Source organism: Seleniivibrio woodruffii (assembly GCF_029267515.1).
Taxonomy (GTDB): domain Bacteria; phylum Chrysiogenota; class Deferribacteres; order Deferribacterales; family Geovibrionaceae; genus Seleniivibrio; species Seleniivibrio woodruffii_A.
Genome location: NZ_JAJUIS010000002.1, coordinates 225,463 through 247,859 on the forward strand (window position 1 = coordinate 225,463; position 22,397 = coordinate 247,859).

At 46.7% G+C, this 22,397-nt stretch carries 28 protein-coding genes; 2 read left to right on the forward strand and 26 right to left on the reverse strand.

Features of this window, described 5'->3' with window-relative positions; translation table 11 throughout:
• Positions 1-19: 19 nt before the first annotated feature.
• Genes Q7P67_RS03690 through Q7P67_RS03710 form a run of 5 tightly spaced genes read right to left on the reverse strand, consistent with a single transcriptional unit; the run spans position 20 to position 4,253 of the window.
• Positions 20-592, reverse strand: coding sequence for an indolepyruvate oxidoreductase subunit beta (locus Q7P67_RS03690; RefSeq protein WP_303850543.1), 573 nt, complete (start codon positions 590-592; stop codon positions 20-22).
• A complete protein-coding gene (iorA, locus tag Q7P67_RS03695; RefSeq protein WP_303850544.1) occupies positions 589-2,325 on the reverse strand; it encodes an indolepyruvate ferredoxin oxidoreductase subunit alpha in 1,737 nt (578 codons plus the stop codon). Before iorA ends, Q7P67_RS03690 begins: the two co-directional genes overlap by 4 nt.
• Positions 2,325-2,903 (reverse strand): hypothetical protein, encoded by a 579-nt coding sequence (locus Q7P67_RS03700; RefSeq protein ID WP_303850545.1) that lies wholly within the window; start codon positions 2,901-2,903, stop codon positions 2,325-2,327. Before Q7P67_RS03700 ends, iorA begins: the two co-directional genes overlap by 1 nt.
• On the reverse strand, positions 2,900-3,568 hold the full coding sequence (locus tag Q7P67_RS03705) for a histidinol phosphate phosphatase domain-containing protein (RefSeq protein ID WP_303850546.1): 669 nt from the start codon (positions 3,566-3,568) through the stop codon (positions 2,900-2,902). The genes Q7P67_RS03700 and Q7P67_RS03705 overlap by 4 nt, the downstream gene beginning before the upstream one ends.
• Position 3,569: 1 nt before the next feature.
• Positions 3,570-4,253, reverse strand: a complete 684-nt coding sequence (locus tag Q7P67_RS03710; RefSeq protein ID WP_303850547.1) for a TIGR00730 family Rossman fold protein — start codon at positions 4,251-4,253, stop codon at positions 3,570-3,572.
• A gap of 177 nt (positions 4,254-4,430) precedes the next feature.
• On the opposite strand from Q7P67_RS03710, the gene Q7P67_RS03715 reads away from it, so the two are divergent.
• Both Q7P67_RS03715 and Q7P67_RS03720 read left to right on the forward strand, forming a co-directional pair.
• Entirely contained in the window at positions 4,431-4,868 is a 438-nt protein-coding gene (locus Q7P67_RS03715; RefSeq protein ID WP_303850548.1) for a MarR family winged helix-turn-helix transcriptional regulator, read from the forward strand.
• A gap of 109 nt (positions 4,869-4,977) precedes the next feature.
• On the forward strand, positions 4,978-6,249 hold the full coding sequence (locus Q7P67_RS03720; RefSeq protein WP_303850549.1) for a TolC family protein: 1,272 nt from the start codon (positions 4,978-4,980) through the stop codon (positions 6,247-6,249).
• Between the two features lie 181 nt (positions 6,250-6,430).
• Here Q7P67_RS03720 and Q7P67_RS03725 read toward each other — a convergent pair whose 3' ends face one another.
• From Q7P67_RS03725 to Q7P67_RS03825, 21 genes are all read right to left on the reverse strand, one after another.
• Positions 6,431-7,507: a type IV pilus twitching motility protein PilT gene (locus Q7P67_RS03725; RefSeq protein WP_303850550.1), complete on the reverse strand. Its 1,077-nt coding sequence runs from the start codon at positions 7,505-7,507 to the stop codon at positions 6,431-6,433.
• Between the two features lie 9 nt (positions 7,508-7,516).
• Positions 7,517-8,323, reverse strand: a complete 807-nt coding sequence (gene aroE / locus Q7P67_RS03730; protein WP_303850551.1) for a shikimate dehydrogenase — start codon at positions 8,321-8,323, stop codon at positions 7,517-7,519.
• Positions 8,313-8,978: a DUF502 domain-containing protein gene (locus Q7P67_RS03735; RefSeq protein ID WP_303850553.1), complete on the reverse strand. Its 666-nt coding sequence runs from the start codon at positions 8,976-8,978 to the stop codon at positions 8,313-8,315. Before Q7P67_RS03735 ends, aroE begins: the two co-directional genes overlap by 11 nt.
• A gap of 19 nt (positions 8,979-8,997) precedes the next feature.
• Entirely contained in the window at positions 8,998-9,906 is a 909-nt protein-coding gene (locus Q7P67_RS03740) for a 3'-5' exoribonuclease YhaM family protein (protein ID WP_303850554.1), read from the reverse strand.
• Positions 9,906-11,273 carry a TldD/PmbA family protein gene (locus Q7P67_RS03745; RefSeq protein WP_303850555.1) on the reverse strand — a complete coding sequence of 456 codons (1,368 nt, stop codon included), beginning with the start codon at positions 11,271-11,273 and terminating at the stop codon, positions 9,906-9,908. The genes Q7P67_RS03740 and Q7P67_RS03745 overlap by 1 nt, the downstream gene beginning before the upstream one ends.
• Positions 11,263-11,511, reverse strand: a complete 249-nt coding sequence (locus Q7P67_RS03750; RefSeq protein ID WP_303850556.1) for a DUF4911 domain-containing protein — start codon at positions 11,509-11,511, stop codon at positions 11,263-11,265. The genes Q7P67_RS03745 and Q7P67_RS03750 overlap by 11 nt, the downstream gene beginning before the upstream one ends.
• Positions 11,512-11,913: a hypothetical protein gene (locus Q7P67_RS03755; RefSeq protein ID WP_303850557.1), complete on the reverse strand. Its 402-nt coding sequence runs from the start codon at positions 11,911-11,913 to the stop codon at positions 11,512-11,514.
• The gene (nusB, locus tag Q7P67_RS03760; protein ID WP_303850558.1) at positions 11,903-12,349 is read right to left on the reverse strand and encodes a transcription antitermination factor NusB; all 447 of its coding nucleotides are present in this window, start codon (positions 12,347-12,349) and stop codon (positions 11,903-11,905) included. The genes Q7P67_RS03755 and nusB overlap by 11 nt, the downstream gene beginning before the upstream one ends.
• Positions 12,349-12,816, reverse strand: coding sequence for a 6,7-dimethyl-8-ribityllumazine synthase (gene ribE, locus Q7P67_RS03765; RefSeq protein WP_303850559.1), 468 nt, complete (start codon positions 12,814-12,816; stop codon positions 12,349-12,351). Before ribE ends, nusB begins: the two co-directional genes overlap by 1 nt.
• Before the next feature lie 9 nt (positions 12,817-12,825).
• Entirely contained in the window at positions 12,826-14,040 is a 1,215-nt protein-coding gene (locus Q7P67_RS03770) for a bifunctional 3,4-dihydroxy-2-butanone-4-phosphate synthase/GTP cyclohydrolase II (RefSeq protein WP_369695992.1), read from the reverse strand.
• A 19-nt stretch (positions 14,041-14,059) separates the two neighbouring features.
• A complete protein-coding gene (locus Q7P67_RS03775) occupies positions 14,060-14,695 on the reverse strand; it encodes a riboflavin synthase (protein ID WP_303850561.1) in 636 nt (211 codons plus the stop codon).
• Positions 14,696-15,865 (reverse strand): bifunctional diaminohydroxyphosphoribosylaminopyrimidine deaminase/5-amino-6-(5-phosphoribosylamino)uracil reductase RibD, encoded by a 1,170-nt coding sequence (gene ribD, locus Q7P67_RS03780; protein WP_303850562.1) that lies wholly within the window; start codon positions 15,863-15,865, stop codon positions 14,696-14,698.
• Positions 15,846-16,454, reverse strand: a complete 609-nt coding sequence (plsY, locus tag Q7P67_RS03785) for a glycerol-3-phosphate 1-O-acyltransferase PlsY (RefSeq protein ID WP_303850563.1) — start codon at positions 16,452-16,454, stop codon at positions 15,846-15,848. Before plsY ends, ribD begins: the two co-directional genes overlap by 20 nt.
• Complete coding sequence (locus Q7P67_RS03790; RefSeq protein WP_303850564.1) at positions 16,451-17,533, reverse strand: DUF362 domain-containing protein; 1,083 nt, start codon at positions 17,531-17,533, stop codon at positions 16,451-16,453. The genes plsY and Q7P67_RS03790 overlap by 4 nt, the downstream gene beginning before the upstream one ends.
• A complete protein-coding gene (gene pgsA / locus Q7P67_RS03795) occupies positions 17,526-18,080 on the reverse strand; it encodes a CDP-diacylglycerol--glycerol-3-phosphate 3-phosphatidyltransferase (RefSeq protein WP_303850565.1) in 555 nt (184 codons plus the stop codon). Before pgsA ends, Q7P67_RS03790 begins: the two co-directional genes overlap by 8 nt.
• A gap of 66 nt (positions 18,081-18,146) precedes the next feature.
• Positions 18,147-19,889 carry a phosphoenolpyruvate--protein phosphotransferase gene (gene ptsP / locus Q7P67_RS03800; protein ID WP_303850566.1) on the reverse strand — a complete coding sequence of 581 codons (1,743 nt, stop codon included), beginning with the start codon at positions 19,887-19,889 and terminating at the stop codon, positions 18,147-18,149.
• Positions 19,886-20,158, reverse strand: coding sequence for an HPr family phosphocarrier protein (locus Q7P67_RS03805; RefSeq protein ID WP_303850567.1), 273 nt, complete (start codon positions 20,156-20,158; stop codon positions 19,886-19,888). Before Q7P67_RS03805 ends, ptsP begins: the two co-directional genes overlap by 4 nt.
• Before the next feature lies 1 nt (position 20,159).
• On the reverse strand, positions 20,160-20,858 hold the full coding sequence (locus tag Q7P67_RS03810; protein WP_303850568.1) for a PTS system mannose/fructose/sorbose family transporter subunit IID: 699 nt from the start codon (positions 20,856-20,858) through the stop codon (positions 20,160-20,162).
• Complete coding sequence (locus tag Q7P67_RS03815) at positions 20,855-21,505, reverse strand: PTS sugar transporter subunit IIC (RefSeq protein ID WP_303850569.1); 651 nt, start codon at positions 21,503-21,505, stop codon at positions 20,855-20,857. The genes Q7P67_RS03810 and Q7P67_RS03815 overlap by 4 nt, the downstream gene beginning before the upstream one ends.
• The gene (locus Q7P67_RS03820) at positions 21,502-21,993 is read right to left on the reverse strand and encodes a PTS sugar transporter subunit IIB (RefSeq protein WP_303850570.1); all 492 of its coding nucleotides are present in this window, start codon (positions 21,991-21,993) and stop codon (positions 21,502-21,504) included. The genes Q7P67_RS03815 and Q7P67_RS03820 overlap by 4 nt, the downstream gene beginning before the upstream one ends.
• A complete protein-coding gene (locus Q7P67_RS03825) occupies positions 21,990-22,394 on the reverse strand; it encodes a PTS sugar transporter subunit IIA (RefSeq protein ID WP_303850571.1) in 405 nt (134 codons plus the stop codon). The genes Q7P67_RS03820 and Q7P67_RS03825 overlap by 4 nt, the downstream gene beginning before the upstream one ends.
• Between the last annotated feature and the right edge of the window lie 3 nt (positions 22,395-22,397).

Consider the following 22,397-nt stretch of genomic DNA (forward strand, 5'->3'; position numbering starts at 1 on the left):
CACCTCCGTCAGTAGTTTATTAAAAATTGTATCCGGTATTAAACGCTTCAAGGTTCAAATCAATGGTTTTGGGTGGAACACGGTCTTTAATAGCCTGTTCCCACTCCTCTTTACCAAAAGGAACCGATTTTGCGAGTATTCCGAGAACAACCATACCGGCAATTTTCTGATTGCCAAGCTCAATGGCCTTGGATATGGCATCAACTTCGTACACTTTGCTGAACTTAGATTTTACAGAATCTACTTTGCTCTGCGGGTATTCCGCGGCACCGTCCGCCACAGAGGGAGGAAGAATCATCTGCGTGTTAAGAATAAGCGTAGTGTTATCCGAAATATACTCAGAATATCTCAAAAATTCCATTCTTTCAAATGAAACTACAATATCTGCACTTTTGAGTGGGATTGTCGGTGAAGCAACGGTTTCCCCTATGCGGATGTGAGTGACAACGCTGCCTCCCCTTTGCGCCATACCGTGAATCTCGCTCTTTTTAACGTCATATCCCGCCGCCAGAGCAACATCACACACGATGTTGCTGGAAAGGACGGTACCCTGTCCGCCAACGCCTACCATGAGTATGTCCAGTTTCATCATTTGCTCCTTTGCTCTATAGCGCCGAATTTGCAGACCTTGATGCAGAGATGGCATCCGGTGCAGAGGTTTTCGTCTATAAGTGCGACGCGTTTTGAAGCGTCCCATGCGATGGCGGGGCAGCCCAGTTTTGTACATACACGGCAGCCGCTGCATTTGTCCTCATGGATGAAATAAGGTTCTTCTATCACGCTTCTGTCGGCGAATATGCAGGGTTTATTGGTAATGATGACGCTGGGTTCGGGTTTAGAGGTCTCCTCTTTCAGAACCTCCATGGCGTTTGCAATATCGAACGGGTCTATGACGCGGATATTCTCCTCTTTAACGCCCACAGCCTTGCAGATTGCGGCAAAGTCTATCTTTTGCATAGGGTTGCCGTGTATATCCTTGCCGGAGCCTGCGTTTGGCTGGTGTCCGGTCATGCCTGTGATGGTGTTGTCAAGGATGATGACAGTGGAGTGACCCTGGTTGTAAACGGTATTCACCAGCGAATTTATGCCTGTGTGCAGGAAGGTCGAATCGCCTATAACGGCAACGGATTTTTTTGACATATCATCTGTAGCTTTGTCCAGACCGTGCGCCATGCCGATGCTGGCACCCATGCAGACTGTGGTATTAATAGCCTGTAGGGGCGGCAGAAGTCCGAGAGTATAGCAGCCTATATCTCCGGTAACAAAAAGTTTCAGTCTGCTGATGGCATAGAAGACACCTCTGTGCGAACAGCCCGGGCACATGTTGGGCGGACGGAAAGGAAGTGTAGTATCTACGTCCGTTTCAACGGGGGGTAGCCCGAAAAGTTCGCGCACGGCATCAACGGAAAGTTCGCCGCAAACGTCCCTGTTAAGGGGCTCAACTTTAATTCCCTGTGCTTTTATCTCTGTTTCATAAAATTTATCAAGCTCTTCAACCACATACAGTTTATCTACCGATGAGGCGAATTTTGCTATCTTTTTCATTGGCAGCGGCCATGCGAGATCAAGTTTAAGGGTTGACGCTTCGGGCACAGCCTCTCTCACATAAGTGTAGGCAACGCCTGAGCATACAACACCTATCTTCTTGTCTCTCATAGCTATTTTATTATATTTTTCACCCTCGGCAAGCTCTGTAAGAAGTTCAAGTCTGTTTTCGACAAACCTGTGTCTCTTCCTTGCGTTGGCAGGAATCATAACCCATTTCGGGATATTATTTTCGGGAGCGAATTTGGGCGCCTCAACCCTGTCTTCAAGTTCAACAATGGTCTGAACGTGGGAAATCCTCGTTGTGGAGCGCACCAGTACGGGCGTGCAGTATTCCTCGGACAGAGCAAACCCGTCTTTGGTAAACTGTTTCGCTTCCTGACTGTCGCAGGGTTCAAACATTGGTACTTTGCCGAAGCGTGCAAAATGTCTGCTGTCCTGCTCGTTCTGGGAACTGTACATATTGGGGTCGTCGGCGACTATGACAACCAGTCCTGCGTTAACGCCTGTGTATGAAAGGGTCATGAGCGGATCCGCCGCAACGTTAAGTCCGACGTGCTTCATGCAGGACATCGCCCTTTTTCCGCCGAGGCTCGCGCCTATCGCCACTTCCAGACCGACCTTTTCGTTTGTAGCCCACTCCGTGTATATCTCTTTATAATGCGATACGTTCTCAGTTATCTCTGTGCTGGGTGTGCCGGGGTATGAACTGACCACACCCACGCCCGCCTCATATGCTGCGCGGGCAAACGCTTCGTTACCGCTTAAAACTTTCTTCATCAGCCGTTCCACCTTTTAAGCTGTTTCAGAAGCTCGCTTTCGGGATATGCGGTTTCAAACTCTTTCATAAGTTTGTCTTTTTCAGCGCCTGTAGCAGCAAGGCAAGCTCTGTAATACCATACGGAGCGGAGTTTGCCTGAATTGATATATGCTTTCGCATCGACGCCCTGACCTTCAACATCGGCTTTAAGGCTGTCTGCAAGCTCTTTCAGGTCGCCATCGGATTTTGCGAGCAGTTCTTTTGCAGCCGCGGTGTTCTTACCGAGGACATACATCTGTGCGGAACGCAGATTGATATAGTTTGCCGCATCAGTAAATTCGGATGCGGATTTACTGTAGTCTGCAACCTTGGCTGCCTCATAGTTGTTCATCATAGCCGTAAGCTCAAGCATCCCGACTTTGTTAACCATCATGGAGTCTTTGGATTTGTTCATTTTGTTGAACGTATACCCGATTACAAACAGGACAAGGAGGGCAACAATGCCGACAACCATTTTTTTCAGGTTTCTGGCTAAAAAATGCTCCACCTGATCAATAGGCTCTTCTTCGATGTCAATAACAGGTTTTCTCTTGCTCACTTTCTTCCTCCGTAAATTCTGTCAAAAAGAACTTTATTATTATTAATTACTTTATCAACTTGTTCAGGTGTAAGCCCTGCACCTGCCAGAATCCTTTTCGCCTGTTCAAAGCTAACTCTGTCGCCGGGTGCATGGTAATCATTGTTTATCACAAGCTCGCCGCCCAGTCCAAGAACAGTCTTGGCAACGTGTCCGTTGGTTATACTGTGCCCTTTTCTGGTGGATATCTCGAAATAAACGCCCTTTTCAATACCTTTTTTCACGATATCTTCTGTGATAAGTCCGGGATGGGCAAGTATATCCACGCCGGCTTCAACAGCGGCAAGGTTTGTACCCTCCTCCACAGGTTCAACAATGGTCTCTCCGTGGACAACTATTATATCCGCTCCGGCTTTGCGCGCCTTAACAGTCAGCTCTCCTATTTTGTCAGGCGTAACGTGAGTCAGCTCAAGACCGATAATGACCTTGAAATCATCATTCTGCGCGTTCACCTGTTCCTTGAAACGGAGCTGATTCTCCAATATAAGCAAATAATTGGACTCGTCTGCATGGTCTGTAAGAGCCATGCCGCCATAGCCGTCCGTTTTTGCCCTGCGTACCGATTCGGCGGGGATAAGCGCTCCGTCGCTGAAAGTGGTGTGTGTGTGCAGGTCGTATAATTTCATGCTACACCGTCCTGTTCGTATCCAGAAACTGTCTTACAATGGTTATAACTTCTTCGGGCGTATCAACAAGCTGGATGTACTGCAGATCCTGCTTTCTGATATATCCGTTTTCCAGCATGGTATTTTTCAGCCAGTCTATCAGCCCGCCCCAATACTCCGTTCCCACAAGTATCATGGGAAAAGGGATTATCTTTCCGGTCTGAATGAGGGTTATCGCCTCGAAAAGCTCGTCCATGGTACCGAACCCGCCGGGGAGAATTATAAATGCGTTGGCATATTTGACCAGCATTACCTTTCTTACAAAAAAATAGTCGAAAGTCACTGACTTTTTTACATAAGGATTGATTTTCTGTTCGAACGGAAGCTCTATATTAAGACCGATGGACTGACCGCCCGCCTCGAAAGCGCCTCTGTTCGCCGCCTCCATAACACCGGGACCTCCGCCTGTCACAACGCTGATACCCTCTGCCGCCAGTTTTCTGCCTATCTCTCTGGCAAGATCATACTTCTCATCGCCCTCTTTAACCCTTGCGGAGCCGAAAACCGTCACAGCAGGATCAATCCCAGAAAGTTTTTCAAATCCTTCAACAAATTCGGCAAGAATTTTAAAGATGCGCCATGTATCGCCCACCTTCATATCATCAATGAGATACTGCATTCCGCCTACGTCATTACAATCTTTCATAAACACCTTCCATTGCAGGAAACAATTAAAATACACAAAATACGTTCTGTTTTCAATTGAATATTGAAAACCACCGTAATGTTTGCCGTGCAAATAGTAAAATAGATAGTATAAATTTATTTTATTGACACAACTATTCTGTTGACAAAAACCAAACACCCCTCTAATGTAGCCACTATGTTAGGACTTGACGATACACTCACATTTCTGATCAACAGAGCATCAACACTGGCAAGACAGGAGTTCGAAGGCAGACTGCGCAAGTTTGACCTCACTCCGGCACAGTGGGCGGTTCTTATCCGCCTTTCCGAGCAGGATGGTCTGAACATGACCGAACTCGGACACCTGCTTTACTTTGACAAACCCACAACAACAGGCGTTGTCAATCGTCTCGTAAAGAAAAAATATGTTAAAAAGGTTAAAAACCGCAAAGACCGCAGGGTTACACATGTTTTCATTACAGATGCAGGGAAAGAGGCTCTTGTGCCAGTTGAACCGATCATAAACTTCTATTCAGAGAACTTCCTGAAAGATATCTCCGGTGAAGAGTATGAAACGGCAAAAAATGTGCTGAAAACACTCATAAGAAACATTAAAGCTGTAGAAAACTATTAATGTACGGCGCTCAGCCGCACTTAAATATGTTGAACAAGCGTTTAGCCTCTGATAATATCACTGCGTCTTTTGAATGAACATGATATAGTCTTTGAAACTTGAGGCTGATATGAAAAGATATATTCTCTGCACTATTCTTCTGTCTGCTGTTTCCGCATCCGCAGCTACGCTGGATTCGGCTATAAACGAAGCATTCCATAACAACAATTCCATCATTTCACAGGAATATACTGTGCAATCCGCAAAACATCAGGCACAGGCACAGAAAAGCGGCTATTTCCCAAAAGCCGACGTCGGGTACGCATATAAGCACAGCTCTGAAAAAGCGTTCGGATATGTCGAAGAACAATTCTCGCAGGCAGGTCTTGAAGTCAGTTATAATCTCTTCAACGGAGGTGCCGACAAATACGGCTATCTTGCGGCAGAGAAACAGTATGAAGCTCAGCAGTTCAGCGGCGAGGCAATAAGACAGGACGTCATTCTGTCCGTAAAAAAAGCGTACATAGAGATACTCAAAGCAAAAGAGAATATCGCCGTTGCAGACCGTGCGGTGGCCCTGCTTGAAAACCAGCTAAATGACGTGAAACTCTCCTATTCCGTTGGATACGTAGCAAAAAACGAAGTGCTGAAAGTGGAAGCCGAGCTTGCATCCGCGAAACAGACACAGCTTTCAGCCGTAAGCGTTTACAAAACATCGGTTTTCTCCCTTGAACAGCTTACAGGCACAAATTATTCTGATGATGAGGTCTTTCAAACGTTTCAGCTTCCGGAAGATACGGCAGACTATAACGAGCTGAAAAAAGCTATGTTTGCCAACCGCAGCGAAATAAAATATACCCAGAGTCTTATAGAATCCGCAGATTATTCAAAAAAGGCTGTCAAAGCAGGATATCTGCCGAAGGTTAACGTCGGCGCCGGGCTTTATTCATACGGTCAGGATCTTTCACCCGCCGAAAGAGATTATACATACGACTCAGAAACACTTCTCTCTGCGTCTGTCAACCTGAACCTATTTGATGGTTTCACCAGAAAAAACAGTATCATGGCGCAGGAAACTGCTAAAAAAGCTCTGGCATACGGATTATTTGACCTCAAATCACAAATGGATCTGCAGCTTAAAACTGCGCTGGAAAATCTGAAACTTGCCAAGGTGAGCCTGGAAACGGCGAACAGCGAACACGAATCAGCCGCGGAGAACTACCGCATAACACAAAACAGATTTAAGCAGAAAGTTGCGACAAACACTGACCTGCTGGATGCCAGAGTGATGCTCACCCGTGCCGAAAGCAGCAGGAACACTGCGCGTTTTAACATATATAAAGCTATTGCCGAAATAGAGAGAATAACCGAAAAAAAAGGGCTGAAATACGGCAACGACTGATGACAAAGAGTTTTGCGCTCTTATTTCAAAACATTCGCTTTAATTACGCAACGGAAACATATATGTCTTCGCGAAGCCTGAAAGGGTAAAGCGATCTGAACCGTTCAGACTGCCGCATCACTTCGTTCCTCGCAGAGACGGGGAGGAAAATAGAGAGAGCTGCTTTGACTTTTCAGCCTTCCTACATAAAGCCTTCGCGCTTCATCAACTGCTTCACCTCTTCCGGGTAAACAGCTCTGTTTATTGCCTCTTCTTTGGTTATAAACCCTTTGCGGAAATTATCCATAAGCGACTGGCTCATGGTCTGCATACCGTGTTCGCCCTGTCCCGCCTGCATGGAGGAATAGACCTGATGGAGCTTATCCTCGCGTATCAGATTGCGTATAGCAGAGGTTGGGATGAGCACCTCGCACACCATTACCCTTCCCTTGCCGTCAGCTTTTTGTACAAGCTGCTGAGAGATTATCCCCTCAAGCACGAACGAAAGCTGAGCCCTTACCTGAGACTGTGCGTGTGACGGAAACACGTCGATTATCCTGTTTATGGTCTGAACGGCACTGTTTGTATGGAGGGTACCCATTGCAAGGTGTCCTGTCTCCGCAACTGTCAGAGCCGCTTCGATGGTCTCAATGTCACGCATCTCACCGATGAGACACACATCAGGATCCTGTCTTAAAAGGTATTTCAAAGCAGTTTTGAATGATTTCGTATCGGCGTTCAGCTCTCTCTGGTTCACTGTTGCCATCTTGTGCGGGTGCACGAACTCTATGGGGTCTTCTATGGTCACTATATGAACCGGCTGTTCCGAGTTTATCTTATCTATCATGGCTGCAAGAGTACTTGATTTACCGCTGCCTGTAGGTCCCGTAACGAGAACAAGTCCTCTGGGTTTGTTGCAAAGAGACGCAACGACAGAAGGCAGGTTGAGCTGTTCAAAAGTCCTTATTTTATACGGAATAACACGGAACGCAGCAGCAACTGCACCACGCTGCATAAAAAAGTTTGCTCTGAATCTGCTCATATTCTTAATTCCGAACGAAAGGTCGAGCTCCCAATCCTCCTCAAAACGTTTTTTCTGCGATTCATTCAGTATACTGTAGCACATTGCCTTAGTATCGGAAGGTGTCAGCGGCTCGCCATCCATCTTAACGAGGTCACCGTTGATACGGAATGCAGGAGGAGCACCCGCAGTGATATGGAGGTCGCTTGCGTCCATTTCAACCATCTTTGTAAGCAGTTCCTGCAAGTTATAAGACATATACGCCTCCTAAAGACCAAGCTCTCCGGCAATCTCCCCTACTGTGAATACTGGATATACACCCGTCCATATTTCAAAAGCCTTTGCCGCCTGATAAACCAGCATCGGAAACCCGTCAATAAGTTTGCAGCCGCAGCCCGACATCTCTTTCAGAAAGGGGGTAAGCCCTTTTTTATATTGCAGGTCAACAGCCGCTTTTTTACACCTCACACGGGACATATCCGCGAAAACACCGTCTTTAAGTCCCATGCTGGTACCGTTTATAACGTAGTCAAAATTTCTGTCAGTCTTAATAAAATTATAATCCTGAACGGAAACCTTGTCAAAGTTCATTGCCTTTAAAGTTGTTTCAGCCCTCTCTGTGTCACGGTTTACAACGGTCAGGCGCACGTTATTCCTTTTAAGGGAGTAAAGCACAGCTTTCGATGCACCGCCGCAGCCAAGAAGAAGGACTTCCGCGCCGTTCATGTCGCATACGCCGTCCTTCAGCATCATTTCAAAACCGTGCACGTCTGTATTGAACCCTTTCAGTCCGCCGTCGTTCAGCACAGTATTAACCGCGCCTACACCCGCAGCAACCTCATCCTCGGATATGAGATGGCTGCGTATCTCCTCCTTATGAGGTACGGTAACGTTAAACCCTCTGAAAGAATATTTTCTAAGAGTTTCAACGGTTTCGGCAAGGGATTGACCACCTTCGGTCTCAAAACAGCAAAAACCGCCGTTAAGTCCCGAACTTTTCAGGAATCTGGTCTGAATAAATGGAGAAAAAGTATGGCTTAAAGGGTTGCCGATAAGGGCAAGATTAAGAAACATCCTGTTTCCTTTCCGTTTCAGGTAAAGATTTCTTTACGCTGGTATCCACAAGCCCGCCCGAAATTATGAATTTTATGCCATCGTCAATAGAGATATCTGAATCAATAATTTCACTTTTAGGAACAATCAGTACAAAACCGGATGTAGGGTTTGGAGTTGTAGGAACAAAAACATTCAAGCAAACCTCTCCGGTAATTTCATTAAGAAATTCAGAACTTTCACGGGCAAGAAGTCCCATAGTATAAATTCCTTTTCTTGGATACTCCACTATCACAACCTTCTGAAAGCTACCTCCGGAAGCAGTCTGCACGGCATGTACTATCTGTTGTATAGATGAATATATGCTCCGCACAACCGGAATTTTATCCGCGATACGTTCCAGAAAGCGCAATGCAACCTTACCGACATAATGTTTCGCAGCAACACCTATCAGCACCAGCAAAATCAGAATGATGATAAATGAAATTATCTTCTGCACATAAACATGCAGTTCTATGTCCATATATCTGGTTATCATGCCCAGGTAAGGCAGGAAAAAGCTGGAAAATTTGTCGAAAAGAAACTTAATAACCCAAAAGGTAATAATAAGCGGAAGAGTTGCCAGAATCCCTGTTATCAGTGAACGCTGAACGAACACTCTGAACTTGCCAAGCATTTAAAGCCTCCCGAAATAATCAGCTGTGTTTAAAAAGCTGCCTTTCAAGCAGCCTGTCGTACCCGCTCCATCCTTTTTCAACCCCATCCCTTTCAAAGATGGAGAAAAATGTGTTAAGTTTTGCATCCATATCGTCCAGATGGTGCAGAATGAACGCTTCAGGCGTTTTTGGTTTCTTAGGTGAACCGTATTCCAAAAGTCCGTGGTGGCTCACAATAAGGTGAGATATAAGATATTTCAGATCTTCCGGAAAACCTTCTATCTCTGAAACGTATTTATTCAGCATCTCAACGCCGAGCAGAAGATGCCCAAGAAGTTTTCCGCTGTCGGTGTATTCAAGCCCTGTTCCAGCCTGCATCTCTTTTACCTTGCCAAGATCGTGAAAAAGCGCTCCCATGATGAGGTGCTGGGTGTTCACAAGGTCTTTATAATAATCGCCCACAAGCACGGAGAGCCTCACAATGCTAAGCGTGTGCTCAAGAAGCCCGCCAACATATGCGTGGTGCACGGATTTTGCCGCAGGCATTTTCTTAAAACTGTCAAGTGTTTCTGCATCTTTAAAAAACCTGTCCACAAGAGCCGCAAGATGCTCGTCGGTTATCTTTTCCAGAAGGATAAGCTCAAGCTCCTGAATAAGCTCTTCGCTGTTAATTCCTCTTTTCGGCAGAAATTCCGACGGGTCTGCATCTTTGACAACAGTCATGGTGGATATTTTGAGCTGATCCTGTCCGCCAAACTGCTGAATCATGCCAACCGCATCGACAATATCCCCGTTTTGCGGGTCAAAATCAAGTTTGTTGCTCTCAAACATTATGCCGTTGCGCCTGTTTCCGTCTCTGTCGCACATAATCGCGCGCAGGTATGGTTTGCCGTCCTTTGTTTTGCTTTTTATGATGTCAGTAAGCATGTATCTGCCGGGTATTTCCACTAACGTCCTCCGACTGTGATTTCCGGTATGCGCAGCGTAGGCTGTGCATCCGTAACAGGTACGTTCTGCCACTCTTTTCCGCATACGCCTATGCCGAAACCGAGGTCTGAACCCACCATATCTATATTTGTCATGACATCCGGTCCGTTGCCGATGAGTGTGGCGTTACGAACCGGGTCGCCTATTTTTCCGTTTTCGATGAGGTAGCCTTCCGTAACCTCAAAAACAAAATCACCGGTAACGGTGTTCACCTGTCCTCCACCCATATCCGCCACATAAAGCCCTTTACGGACAGATGAAATTATATCTTCCGGCTTTGAATCGCCAGGTTTTATGTATGTGTTTGTCATACGGACTATGGGTCTGTAGCGGAAGCTCTCCCTGCGCCCGTTCCCGGTTGGCTTAACGCCCTCTTTCATGGCATACAGCCTGTCGTACATATAGCTTTTCAGAACTCCGTTCTCTATAAGAACATTCTCGGCGGCAGAGGTTCCCTCGTCGTCGTATAAAAAACTGCCGCGCCGCCCTTTCAGTGTGCCGTCATCAATAACGGTTATCAGCTCCGACGCAACTCTTTTGCCCATTCTTCCTGCAAAAACACTGGTTCCGTTGCAAGCGTGATCCGCCTCAAGTCCGTGCCCCACAGCTTCATGAACCATAGTTCCGCCAGCCTTGGAACCGAGCACGACGGGCATCATTCCGGCAGGAGCGTTTTTAGCTCTGAGATTCTGCATTGCAAGTTTACCGGCGCGCTCGCCTATAGACGCAAAATTCATGCTCCGCGCCTCTTCCGCTCCGAATGCGCCTCCTTCGGAAACGACAGCAGTCTGCATCTCTTTGCCGTCTGATGCAGTAACTATTGAATGAGCTGTAACGTAATTCAGACTCTGCGATATATCCTCACCCAAACTGTTGATAATACGCGTGTTGCGAACTATCTCCATGTATTTCGCAGTTTTTTGTATAATACGGTCGTCAACAGATGCCGCCATGTCAATTTCAGATATTATAGCTATTTTTTTCTCTGCGGGCAGTCTGCTGAGTATTTCATAGTTACGCACGGATACGGGGTTCCCGAATGAAATATCCATTCCGCCGTTCCTAGTGCTGTAAATCAGCGCATCGGCAGTGTCCTGCAGTGACATTTCATCGGTTTCAGTGGTGAAGCCGAAAAAGGTTTTTCCGTCGTTTATGATACGGAACGAAACCCCTTGTTCAAGGGTATTTTCCAGCCTGTCCGGTTTTCCGTTCTCAAAAACCGCCGTCAGCCGCTCTGTGTTCTCTGCGAATGCCTCAGCATAAACACCGTGCGACGCAAGTTTTTTCAGTATCCTGCGGATAACGGCTTCGGAAATGTTACCATTCATCTATTTTTTCGCTCGCTTCCGTGTGGATATTCTCAATGACCATTCCGTACTTTTTCAGATCTTCCAGAACGAGAAGAACCGTTTCGTACTGGTCGTCAGTGGAATAAACCACCATTGCGCCTGTTTTTGCGTCCACAGTGCGCACCAGCCCGATACCCTCGTGGGAATCTATAATGCTGTTGACTATCAGTACGTCCTGTTTGCGTATATTGAATTTAACTCTTACGGTATGCGGCATTTAAAACTCCAGAAGCTCAATGCGGCACTTAACACCGGCTCCGATAAGCGGAGTTAGGTCAAACCTGTCCGAGTTTTCAATATACACAAGAGGCATATTAAGACTGTTTATTTTTTCTGCAAATTTTTCAGAATCTTGCATGAAATAGTTAAAGTCAAACAGAAAGAATCCGCTGGTGAATATCAGCCCTTTTTTACGGATCATAACGCCCTCTTCGATGGCAAAACGGCGACCTTCGCCTTTCAGCTTTTCGATTTCAGCGGTGAGCGCACCATAGCTGAAAAGATCAATGCGGGCGCTCATCCCTCTGCACTTTCCCTCTTCCATATCATAGTCAACTATGACGGGAAAGATATCGAGGTCTCTGTAAGTTATCTTGGTTACGCGGAAATCAGGACTCAACCCTGTCCTCCGCGAGGTTATACTTCTTTCTGATGTTTTCCAGAATACCGTTCACCAGAGACGCGGATTTTTCGTCGGAATACTTTCTGGCAAGGGTAACGAAGTCATTAACGATAGCATAAAACGGTGCATTTCCGCCGAAAAGTTCGTATACGGCAACGCGCAGGATGCTTCTGTCTACCTCTCCCATGCGGTCATAGTTCCAGTCCTCGCGGATGAAAGATTTAATTATCTCGTCGTTGGAATCCACATCTGCGGATGCGCCGAGAAACAGAGAGCAGGCAAAATCCTTTGTATCCTCGTTCAGTTCTTCAACTGATTTCCAGTATGAGTCGGAGATGTCTTTTGGGTTCTCGTCATTGTTGACAGAGAATCTGTACATCATCTCAAAAGCGTATCTTCTTCCTTTGGTGCGTTCTTTATATTGTTTCTTCATTATACCAGCTTCAGCACATTGACCATTTCAAGGGCGGACATTGCAGCCTCTGCACCCTTATTTCCGTGTTTTGTTCCCGCTCTTTCAACAGCCTGCTCAATGGTATCTGTCGTAAGCACACCAAAGATAACAGGAACGCCTGTGTCCAGAGACACTTTCGCAACGCCTTTTGATACTTCTGCGGAAACGTAGTCAAAGTGGGGGGTGGAACCGCGTATAACTGCGCCGAGAGTTATTATCGCATCATATTTACCGGATGCGGCAAGTTTTTTTGCCATAAGCGGAATTTCGAACGCGCCGGGTACTTTATAAACGACAACGTCCTCTTCGTCTGCTTCGTGGCGCACCAGAGCGTCCACAGCGCCGCCGATAAGGCTTTTTGATATGAAGTCGTTGAATCTGCCCGCAACTATGGCAAACTTCATTCCTTTGCCGCTGTATATCCCCTGTACGGTTTTAACTTCCATCGTTTTCTCCTATATGTCCAGATGGTGTCCCATCTTCTCTTTTTTGGTCTTCATGTAATATTCGTTGTTAGGGTTTACTCCGCATGTGATGCCGACGCGCTCCACAACCTCAAGCCCGTAACCGGAGAGACAGCGCATCTTTTTCGGGTTGTTGGTTATCAGCCTTATCTGCCTGATTCCCATATGTCTTATTATCTGAGCACCGAAACCGTAATCGCGCATATCCTCTTCAAATCCGAGTTCGATGTTCGCCTGGATGGTATCCATGCCCTCGTCCTGAAGATGGTAAGCGTTTATCTTGTTCAGTATGCCGATGCCTCTGCCCTCCTGAAAAAGATAGAGTACCATGCCTCTGCCCTCTTCTTCCACCATTTTCATGGCAGTATGGAGCTGGTCGCGGCAGTCGCAGCGCTCGGAACCGAAAACATCTCCAGTGAGACACTGTGAATGTACCCGCATAAGAACAGGATCGGAAGTTTTAAGGTCGCCCTTCCATATTACGACAGCCTCCTGACCGTCCACGCGGCTTTTGAAGCCTGTTATATTGAACTCGCCGAACTCAGTTGGCAGATGAGCCGTTGTTGTCTCCTGAATGAGCTGCTCGGTGTCCATTCTATATTTTATCATATCAGCGATGGTGAGTATCTTTAAACTGTGTTCTTTGGCGAACTCCACAAGCTGCGGCATACGCGCCATGGATCCGTCGTCGTTCATAATCTCGCAGATAACCGCTCCGTGGTTGTTCAGTCCTGCCATTCTGGCAAGGTCAACTGAACCCTCTGTCTGTCCGGCGCGGACGAGAACCCCGCCCTCCCTTGCGCGCAGAGGGAAGATGTGTCCGGGTCTGGCAAGATCCTGCGCACCTTTTGTCGGGTCGTTGGCAACGCGCACGGTCTGTGCCCTGTCGTGTGCGGATATTCCTGTCGTAACACCCTCTTTTGCCTCAATGGATACTGTGAAAGCAGTTCCGAAACGGGCAGAGTTACGTTCCTCGCGCACCATAAGATCAAGCCCCAGTTCGTCGCATCTTTGCGAAGGCATGGCAAGACAAATAAGCCCGCGCCCGTATTTCGCCATGAAATTTATCTTCTCCGGTGTAACGAAGTCCGCGGCAAAAACAAGGTCGCCCTCGTTCTCTCTGTCCTCGTCATCCACCAGAATGACCATCCTGCCGTTTCTTATGTCCTCAAGCGCCTCTTCAACAGTACAGAGTGCCTTTTTCATTTCGCTCATGAATAACTCCTTAATCCATAAGGCTGTTCAGGCTGTCCAGAAAATCGCTGCCGTTCTTCTCTTTTTTCAGCAGTTTTTCCAGATATCTGGCGATTGTATCAACCTCCAGATTCACAGCCGAACCCTGTTTTTTGTCTGACAGAGCTGTGTTTTCATATGTATGTGGAATAACGGCAACGTCGAATGTAAGCCCGCCCACACGAGCCGTTGTAAGGCTTATGCCGTCCACACATACAGAACCCTTCTCTGCTATATATCTGTCAATTTCCTGCGGATACCTGACTGTCAGGATATACGCATTGCTCTTTTTTTCCAGTTTTTCTATCGTGCCCGTTGCATCAACGTGCCCGCTGACAAGATGCCCGCCAAGACGCGTATTAAGGGTCAGCGCCCTTTCAAGGTTCACCTTGCTGCCGTTCGATGCCGATGCAAAAGCGCTCTTTTTAAGGGTTTCATAGGATATGTCCGCCCTGAAGGTATCGCCGGACATGGATGTTACAGTAAGGCATGTGCCGTTGACAGCTATGGAATCCCCCACCGCCGAGCCTTCCAGCACTTTTTTACATCCAACCGTCACAATGGCGAAATCGCCTCTGCGTTCGATGGATACTATCTTTCCGGTCTCCTCAATGATACCTGTGAACATTTATCCTCTGTGCGACGAGCAGCCGCAGCCGCTGCATCCCCTTATCTTTTCCGTAAGTTCAAGAACAGGTTTAGTATAATCGCTGACCTTTCCTGAATAGAGCATGTCGCTTTCAAACATTCTGGTCTGCACTCCTGTTAATTTATGCGCCTGCGCAACAGTTTCAACACCGTTTCCGCCGACAGACATTCTGTCGCCGCCTATGACCATAGGCGCTATGACAAAATCTGCCTTGTCCACAAGTCCGGCATCAAAAAACGCACCTGCTGTTCTCCCGCCACCCTCTATCATAACATTAAGAATCTTACGTTCTATCAGCTTCTTAGAAAGATAATTAAGATCAAGTCCGTTATCGCCAAAAGGAACTGATAATACATCTATGCCACATTTTTCATATTTATCAATATTTTTATTGCGATCAGACGTAACATATATGAGTTTGTCTTTCGAATTTTGTACCAGTTTGCGGTCAAGTCTCATCCGCCCGTTGGGGTCGAGCACTATTTTATAAGGGTCGCGGTCGGATTTTATAAGCCTTACGGTAAGTTCCGGGTCGTCCTGCTCAACAGTCGAAACGCCAACCAGAACCGCATCGGATACCGCCCGCAGATAGTGTGCGTATGCTCTTGAAGAGTGAGATGTTATCCACTTCGAATCGCCTGTGCGGGAGGCTATCTTGCCGTCAAGGGACTGCGCCAGCTTAATCGTATAGTAAGGCATCCCTGTGTATATGAATTTTGAAAAATCTTCTATGATAGAGGCGCAAAGCTCCTCCATGTATCCGATAAAAACCTCCACCCCGTGCCTTCGCAGATATTCCACACCCTTTCCGGCATTCACAGGATTGGGGTCAACAACGCCTATGAAAACCCTCTTTATACCTGACTGCACTATCTTTTCAACGCAAGGCGGTGTTTTTCCGAAATGGGAACAGGGTTCAAGGGTGACATAAAGGTCTCCGCCCTCAACACTTTCCGCACATCCGTCTATGGCGTTAACTTCAGCGTGCGCCTCTCCGTATGCCATATGCCAGCCGCGGGAGATTATATTATTCTCTTTAGCGACTATAGCGCCGACGCATGGGTTGGTCTTTGTGTACCCTTTTCCGAGAAGTGCAAGCTGAACACACTCCTGCATAACTTCAAGGGGGTTAAGAAGTCCTTTTTCCAACTTTTCTCTCCTCGCCCTGAACAATTCTGGCTATATTTCCTCTGTGGAGCCAGATTATCAGCAGGGCAATGACAACGGTTATATACCGCAGGTGGTTCCATTCTGAACCGAACCACACCATAACAGCCAGAAACGCGGCGGCAGTCACGGAACCAAGGGACACCATCTGGAACACGGCAAGCATTATTCCGAATATGAAAGCCGCAATGAGAAGCTGAAAAGGAGCCAGAGCCAGGAATACGCCTACGCCCGTTGCAACCCCCTTCCCGCCTTTGAATTTCAGGAAACAGGTGAAGCTGTGCCCGATAATAAGCGCCACAGAACCGATGAGCACAAGCCAGCTTTCGCCGTAAAAATATTTCAGCGTCATAACAGGGATAAAACCTTTCATCATATCGACAAAAAGTACACCTATGAATCCCCATTTGCCAAGCACGCGGGCGGCGTTGCTCGCCCCGACGTTACCGCTCCCCACGGTTCTGATATCGATACCTTTGATCTTTTTCACCACCAGATAGGCGGTGGGGATTGATCCGATGACATAACAAACCGCTATGATAACGGCGGCAGTCAAAACAGTAAATATCATGATCTCACCATCATTCTATGCAGCCACGACCTCTGCATACCGACAGCGTCGGACTCGCAGACCTCGTGGCAGCAGAAACATTCAATACATTTGCTTTTATCTATAAAAGGATAGGAATTTACAACAGAAATGGCGTCAACAGGACAGCTATTTTTGCATAGCATACACTTTATGCAGGGATCTTTCAGTACCACAGGCTTTACATATACCTGTTCGGCAACGAATTTTTTCATAAATACAGGAACCTGCATCTTTCGGGACAGAGGAATTTTGAGTATCGGAACGTCGGTTTCAGGCACATCTATCCACGAAGGGTCATAGCCCATACGCAGCGCCTCGGCGGTGGTCATACAGAAGCTGTCTTTAAGCCCAAGCATACGCGTTACAGCGATATCCAGTCCCACTGCATCCGAGCAGGCAGCGGCTATGCCGAGCGGAACAGGTGTTCCGCGGGAAGGACCATCGCCCTCGTGAGCAATTATTCCGTCGATAATGTGCATCGTTTTGTCGCCCAGTAGTGTAAAATATTGATATATCTTAGCACCAAGCTCTGTGTCGGAAGGATATTTTCTATGAAAACCCACCTTCGCCGTACCAGGAATAAGCCCGAAGAGGTTTTTGACAGAGAGTGTCAGCCCTGTGAGCGAATGTGTTTTTATTTTAGGCAGATTGATTATCACATCAACCTCGTCCGCCAGCGACGAATACATAAATCCGTCTCTCTGCACGGGCGCATAGCTCTCCACACGGACTATTTTCACGCCGGCCTCTTCCGCCGCTCTGCCCACACCGGTAACATCCAGCACCTTTTCGTATTTACCGAAATTCGCGCCGGGGCTGTCGCCAAGCATAATACGCGCGTTAGTAAAGCGTTTCAGGGAGGCTATAACTGCGCGCACAAAATCGGGATGTGTAGTAACAGCCCGCTCAGGCGGTGTTGCGGAAAGAAGGTTGGGTTTCAGAAGAATTTCAGACGCAGAGGCAAGTCTGTCTTTTTCAGATTCAAAGTATAAGTCTATCAGCTCATTAAGGCTATCGTCCTGATAGCTCCCGCATTGTGCGGTGAATAGTTTACGCATTTTCGGATCTTATAAAGTTCCTGTAGTACACCCATGCAGACTGGATTGAAAGTATGACCGAAAGATACACAAGCGCCTTTCCAATCATGAGGATATCCAGCCCAAGCAGGGGATTTTTGAATATTATACAGCCCACGCCGACCATCTGGAAAGCTGTCTTTATCTTTCCGCCCATCCCCGCGGCGATAACCTGCCCCTTACTGGCAGCAAAGCTGCGCAGCGCGTTTATGGCGAGGTCGCGGGTAATAAGGATGATAACAACAACAGCTTCAAGTCTGTGAAGTTCAACAAACACGACAAGAGTGGCAGTTACGAGCACTTTGTCAGCTATTGGATCAAGTATTTTTCCTAAATCAGTAATAAGATTATATTTTCTTGCAATATAACCATCTACGTAATCGGTTGCTGCGGCTATTGTGTAAAGAACGGTTGCAATAACATCGCTCCAGAAAGTATCCAGATACATCAGCCATATGAATACGGGCACCATGGCGATTCTGAATATTGTAAGCCAGTTTGCAATGTTCATCTGAGCGGATAACGACATATTTCAATTCCCTCTGTCAGGGGGTGATTATACAGCCATGTAAAGTATTTATCCAGTAAATTCTTTTTAATGGAAATATACGTCCGTTGACTTATTCCTTATAAACTCCATCAGCCTGTTTTCTGCATCCTGAGCGTATGCGCAGGAGGTCAGGTCTTTAACCAGTTCTTCGCAGTCGGAAACCTTCAGCGAGCGGATTATCATCCTTGCCCGCAATATCGACGACGGGCTCATGCTGAGCTGTCTGTACCCCATTCCTATCAGCAAAGGTATATATTTCGGTTCGCCCGCCATTTCGCCGCAGACGGTGCACTCTATTCCTGTGCTCTGCGCACTTGCAACTATCTTTTTAAGCAGTGTGCGAACCGCAGGGTGACATGGTTCGTAAAGGTATGCCACAAATTCGTTGTTGCGGTCTATGCCCAGCGCATATTGAATCAGGTCGTTTGTACCGACGCTGAAAAAATCCACCTCAAGCGCCGCCATCTCGCTTATCACAGCAAGCGACGGAAGTTCCATCATAACGCCGACTTTTATGTTCTCGTTAAAAGCTATCTTTTCTGCTCTGAGCTGCCTTTTCGCCTCATTAAGAGCAATTTTGCAGTCTCTCAGCTCCTCAAGTCCCGATATCATAGGGAACATGAGCTTAACGTTAGCAGTTGCTGAAACGCGGAGAACAGCGCGGAGCTGTTTCATGAAAAACTCTTCGTATTTAAGTGAATATCTGATTGCCCGCAATCCCATTGCCGGATTGTGTTCTTTCGGATGAGGCATATATTTTGAAAGTTTGTCGGAACCAAGGTCGAATGTTCTGATTGTCAGCGGTCGCCCGTAGTTAAGCTCCGCCGCCTCTTTAAGTATATTGAACTGAGTGTCCTCATCAACGTCGCCGTGCTGCATATAGATATATTCAGTTCTGTAAAGTCCCACACCGTCGGACTTATATTCGTTCGCCTTTTCAAGCTCGTCGTTCATCTCAACGTTGCTGAACAGTTTTATGACCACTCCATCCCTCGTAACCGAGGATTCACCGCGCATCTGTCCCAGTTCGCAGACATAATCAGTATATCTGCTCCCCTTGAGCTTATAAGATTCCAGAGTTTCGTCGTCGGGGTTGATTATGACCTGCCCCTCGAAACCGTCGATAATGACAAAATCACCCGTCTGCGCCACTTTCGCAATATCAACAAGTCCAACAACTGCGGGTATGCCAAGCGAGCGGGCGAGGATTGACGTATGGGAGGTTTTGCTTCCGAGGTCTGTGGCAAAGCCTCTGATATTGTTCTTTTTCATGTGAGAAGTATCAGCGGGGGTCAGATCGTGGGCGATGATTATTTCGGCATCCTCAACCTTCAGGATAGAGTCCGGTCCGCCTCCTGTCATAAAGCGCAGAACCTTCTGCACAACGTTTACAACATCGGTCTTCCGCTCGCGCAGATACTCGTTCTCCGACATTCCAAAACGCTCCACAAGTCCGTTACAGGCGGTTTCAAGAGCATATTCTGCGTTTATCAGCTTATTTGCAATGAGCTTTTCGGCCTCTCCAGTGAGCATGGTATCTTTAAGAAGCATAAGGTAAATATCAAAAATGAAAGAATTTTCTTCGGAAAGAGAATCTTTGCTGATGTTCTTTGACTGCTGTATGAACCATGCGGTCTTTTCAACAGCCCTGCGCAGCCGAGCCGTTTCCGCTTCTATCTCATTTTGGGCAATAGTATATTTTCTGACAGCAACTTTCGTTCTGTCCAGTATATAGCAGATTCCATAAGATATGCCGTCGCTTGAGGCAATACCTTTAATAACTTTCAACGTCCCTCTCCGAACTTATTGCATATCAGTTCTTCAAGTGCGCAAAAGGCATCCGCTTCGTCGTCGCCTGTGCAGGAAACGGTTATCAGAGAACCTTTGAAAGCCGCAAGCATCATGAGTCCCATAATGCTTTTGCCGTTGACCTCCATTCCGTCTCTTGCAACCTTTATCTCCGAAGAGAATTTTTCAGCGGTCTTAACGAATGCGCCCGCAGCCCTTGCGTGCATACCAAGTTCGTTAACAATCTCCAATTCCTTTTTAATACTCACCCTATACTCCTGTTATATAAAGGAAAAATCCCGTAGTAATTATTATCATGGTAAGTCCGAGAACAATGTCCAGCTTCTTAGCCAGAGCCATGCCCAGCATTATGTACACAGTAAGAGTGCCGAGCAGAACCGAATTAAAGTCCGCAGATGATTTCGCCATGTATGACAGTAAAATACCCAGCATCAGCGAAGAACCTATATCAAAATAGGTCGCCCATTTATTAAAACGGATCCTGTTAAAAAAAGTTATTACGTCCCTGCCCAGACTATAGCCTATTCTGAATCCTGTGAAGCGGAAGGAAAGATGGAACAGGTTATACAGCACCAGATAGGATATTATCCCTGCAAAAGGGTTATAAAAACCCGCTATTGCAGCCGTTGCGAAACACAGCGGACGCAGAGAATGCCAGAAAAAACTGTCTCCCAATGCGCCGAAAGCGGAGGAATATATCTTTTTATGAAAATCCTCCTCGCCGTTCTGCTCAAACTCGCGTACCCACATACCCACTATGAAATTCACCAGATAAGGGTGGGTATGGAAGTACGAAGTCTGTTCGTACACTTTCTTAACCTCAAGCTCCATGCCTTTGAGCCGTGCCGCTTTTCGTATAAGATACGCAAATCCTGTTCCCTGCATATTCTCATGGTTCAGATTTGCCTGATAAAAAAAGCTGAAAAAACCGATTATCAGACTTTTCATAATACAACCCATCCGATAACCAGTCCGAGAGCAAAAAACGCATATTTAAGATATGTTTTCGCAGACAGAAACCGCAGCACATAACCGGAGAGAAACGCAAACAGCATCAGAGCATAAACGAAGAAATTCATATCCGTGTTTCTGCTGCCGTGGAGAAATATATAGATATGATAGATAATGAAAGTTCCGAGCGTATAAAATATAACCCCGCGCATGTAGGAAAAACAGAAACCAGTCACCAGCAGCCGCAACGGATAAATCCGCCCGCTCCTCTGCTGCCGGACATAAAGCGCTTTGTTAAACGCCCTTGTTATATAAAGGGAAAGTGTCACAGGATACATCATAAGCAGGATGAGCAGAAAAAGAAGAACATAGTTCGGTTCATGCGCCTGAGGCATAAACGAAAGGAGGGAACATCCGGCAAATGCGCCGAAGCTGTCCTCTTTCGGCACACGTGTACCAAAAGGCACGTCGACGAGACCCACAGCCTCGAAAATTATGCCAACATAGAAACACTCCATGCTGTTCCCCAGCAGAAGCCCCATTATCATGGAAATGACTATGGGACGCGAAAGCATCACATTGAACGCGGCGAACCTGTCAACGGAGATGATTCCTGCATAAAGAACGGCAAAGACTATGTTCACAGATTGCCCTCCAGTATGTAGTTAAAATTCTTTATCTCCACACTGGGTTCCCATGAAACCTTATGAATAAACACCTCGAAATCCTGCCGTATCTCGCATATTTTCCTTATCTCATCAGGGTTAAGAAAAACAGTGTTGGAAACCTCTATTTTGTGTTCGCGGGATGCCACGCACCCGATATTCACATAAACATCGTCATTTATCATTGATTTGATGGCGTAAAGGTCGTCAACACTTTCTAGCAGGACGAGGACATAGTCCTTCTTATACCGATCAGAACGGAACGAGCTGATGAAATCGGCAACAGTAAGAATCGAAAGTTCAGTGCCTGGCGGCAACGTGCTTGCATATATCATTTTTTGCAAAGGGTTGTCTGCGACCTTATCATTGGCAATGACAACGTGGTTGATCTTAAAATGTTTAAGCCATCCCTCAATCACCTGCCCGTGTATAAGCCGGTCGTCAACCCGGAAAATTATCTTTTTCATGCCTTCCCTTTAAGAAGCTGTCCGGCAACGATAATACTGTTTTTGCCGGATTCCGCACAGTCCTCACAGATAGCCGTGAGGGATTTGTTCTCCTTTCTGGCGCTAATCGCTTTGATAAGCATTGGCAGATTCACTCCTGAAACAACCTCAACGTTCTTATCGCCGAGATAAGCCATTGATATGTTTGAAGGACTGCCTCCGAACATATCTGTAAAAACTATGGCTCCGGTTGAATCGTATCTTTCTATAGCTTTTTCAATTTCGTCCGCAATACCTGCGAGTGAAGACCCGTCCAGCATTGATATAGTCTCGATACATTCCTGTTTCCCGACTATCATTTCCGCCGTTTTAACAAGTTCCTCGCAAAAAAGTCCGTGAGTAACCAAGATTATTCCGATCATCTG

Excerpts from the sequence above, each read along its gene's own strand:
- Q7P67_RS03690 (WP_303850543.1), bottom strand. The coding sequence starts at position 592 with ATGATGAAACTGGACATACTCATGGTAGGCGTTGGCGGACAGGGTACC.
- iorA (WP_303850544.1), bottom strand. The coding sequence starts at position 2,325 with ATGAAGAAAGTTTTAAGCGGTAACGAAGCGTTTGCCCGCGCAGCATAT.
- Q7P67_RS03705 (WP_303850546.1), bottom strand. The coding sequence starts at position 3,568 with ATGAAATTATACGACCTGCACACACACACCACTTTCAGCGACGGAGCG.
- Q7P67_RS03710 (WP_303850547.1), bottom strand. The coding sequence starts at position 4,253 with ATGAAAGATTGTAATGACGTAGGCGGAATGCAGTATCTCATTGATGAT.
- Q7P67_RS03715 (WP_303850548.1), top strand. The coding sequence starts at position 4,431 with ATGTTAGGACTTGACGATACACTCACATTTCTGATCAACAGAGCATCA.
- Q7P67_RS03720 (WP_303850549.1), top strand. The coding sequence starts at position 4,978 with ATGAAAAGATATATTCTCTGCACTATTCTTCTGTCTGCTGTTTCCGCA.
- Q7P67_RS03725 (WP_303850550.1), bottom strand. The coding sequence starts at position 7,507 with ATGTCTTATAACTTGCAGGAACTGCTTACAAAGATGGTTGAAATGGAC.
- aroE (WP_303850551.1), bottom strand. The coding sequence starts at position 8,323 with ATGTTTCTTAATCTTGCCCTTATCGGCAACCCTTTAAGCCATACTTTT.
- Q7P67_RS03735 (WP_303850553.1), bottom strand. The coding sequence starts at position 8,978 with ATGCTTGGCAAGTTCAGAGTGTTCGTTCAGCGTTCACTGATAACAGGG.
- Q7P67_RS03745 (WP_303850555.1), bottom strand. The coding sequence starts at position 11,273 with ATGAATGGTAACATTTCCGAAGCCGTTATCCGCAGGATACTGAAAAAA.
- Q7P67_RS03750 (WP_303850556.1), bottom strand. The coding sequence starts at position 11,511 with ATGCCGCATACCGTAAGAGTTAAATTCAATATACGCAAACAGGACGTA.
- nusB (WP_303850558.1), bottom strand. The coding sequence starts at position 12,349 with ATGAAGAAACAATATAAAGAACGCACCAAAGGAAGAAGATACGCTTTT.
- ribE (WP_303850559.1), bottom strand. The coding sequence starts at position 12,816 with ATGGAAGTTAAAACCGTACAGGGGATATACAGCGGCAAAGGAATGAAG.
- Q7P67_RS03770 (WP_369695992.1), bottom strand. The coding sequence starts at position 14,040 with ATGAAAAAGGCACTCTGTACTGTTGAAGAGGCGCTTGAGGACATAAGA.
- Q7P67_RS03775 (WP_303850561.1), bottom strand. The coding sequence starts at position 14,695 with ATGTTCACAGGTATCATTGAGGAGACCGGAAAGATAGTATCCATCGAA.
- plsY (WP_303850563.1), bottom strand. The coding sequence starts at position 16,454 with ATGATATTTACTGTTTTGACTGCCGCCGTTATCATAGCGGTTTGTTAT.
- Q7P67_RS03790 (WP_303850564.1), bottom strand. The coding sequence starts at position 17,533 with ATGCGTAAACTATTCACCGCACAATGCGGGAGCTATCAGGACGATAGC.
- pgsA (WP_303850565.1), bottom strand. The coding sequence starts at position 18,080 with ATGTCGTTATCCGCTCAGATGAACATTGCAAACTGGCTTACAATATTC.
- Q7P67_RS03810 (WP_303850568.1), bottom strand. The coding sequence starts at position 20,858 with ATGAAAAGTCTGATAATCGGTTTTTTCAGCTTTTTTTATCAGGCAAAT.
- Q7P67_RS03820 (WP_303850570.1), bottom strand. The coding sequence starts at position 21,993 with ATGAAAAAGATAATTTTCCGGGTTGACGACCGGCTTATACACGGGCAG.
- Q7P67_RS03825 (WP_303850571.1), bottom strand. The coding sequence starts at position 22,394 with ATGATCGGAATAATCTTGGTTACTCACGGACTTTTTTGCGAGGAACTT.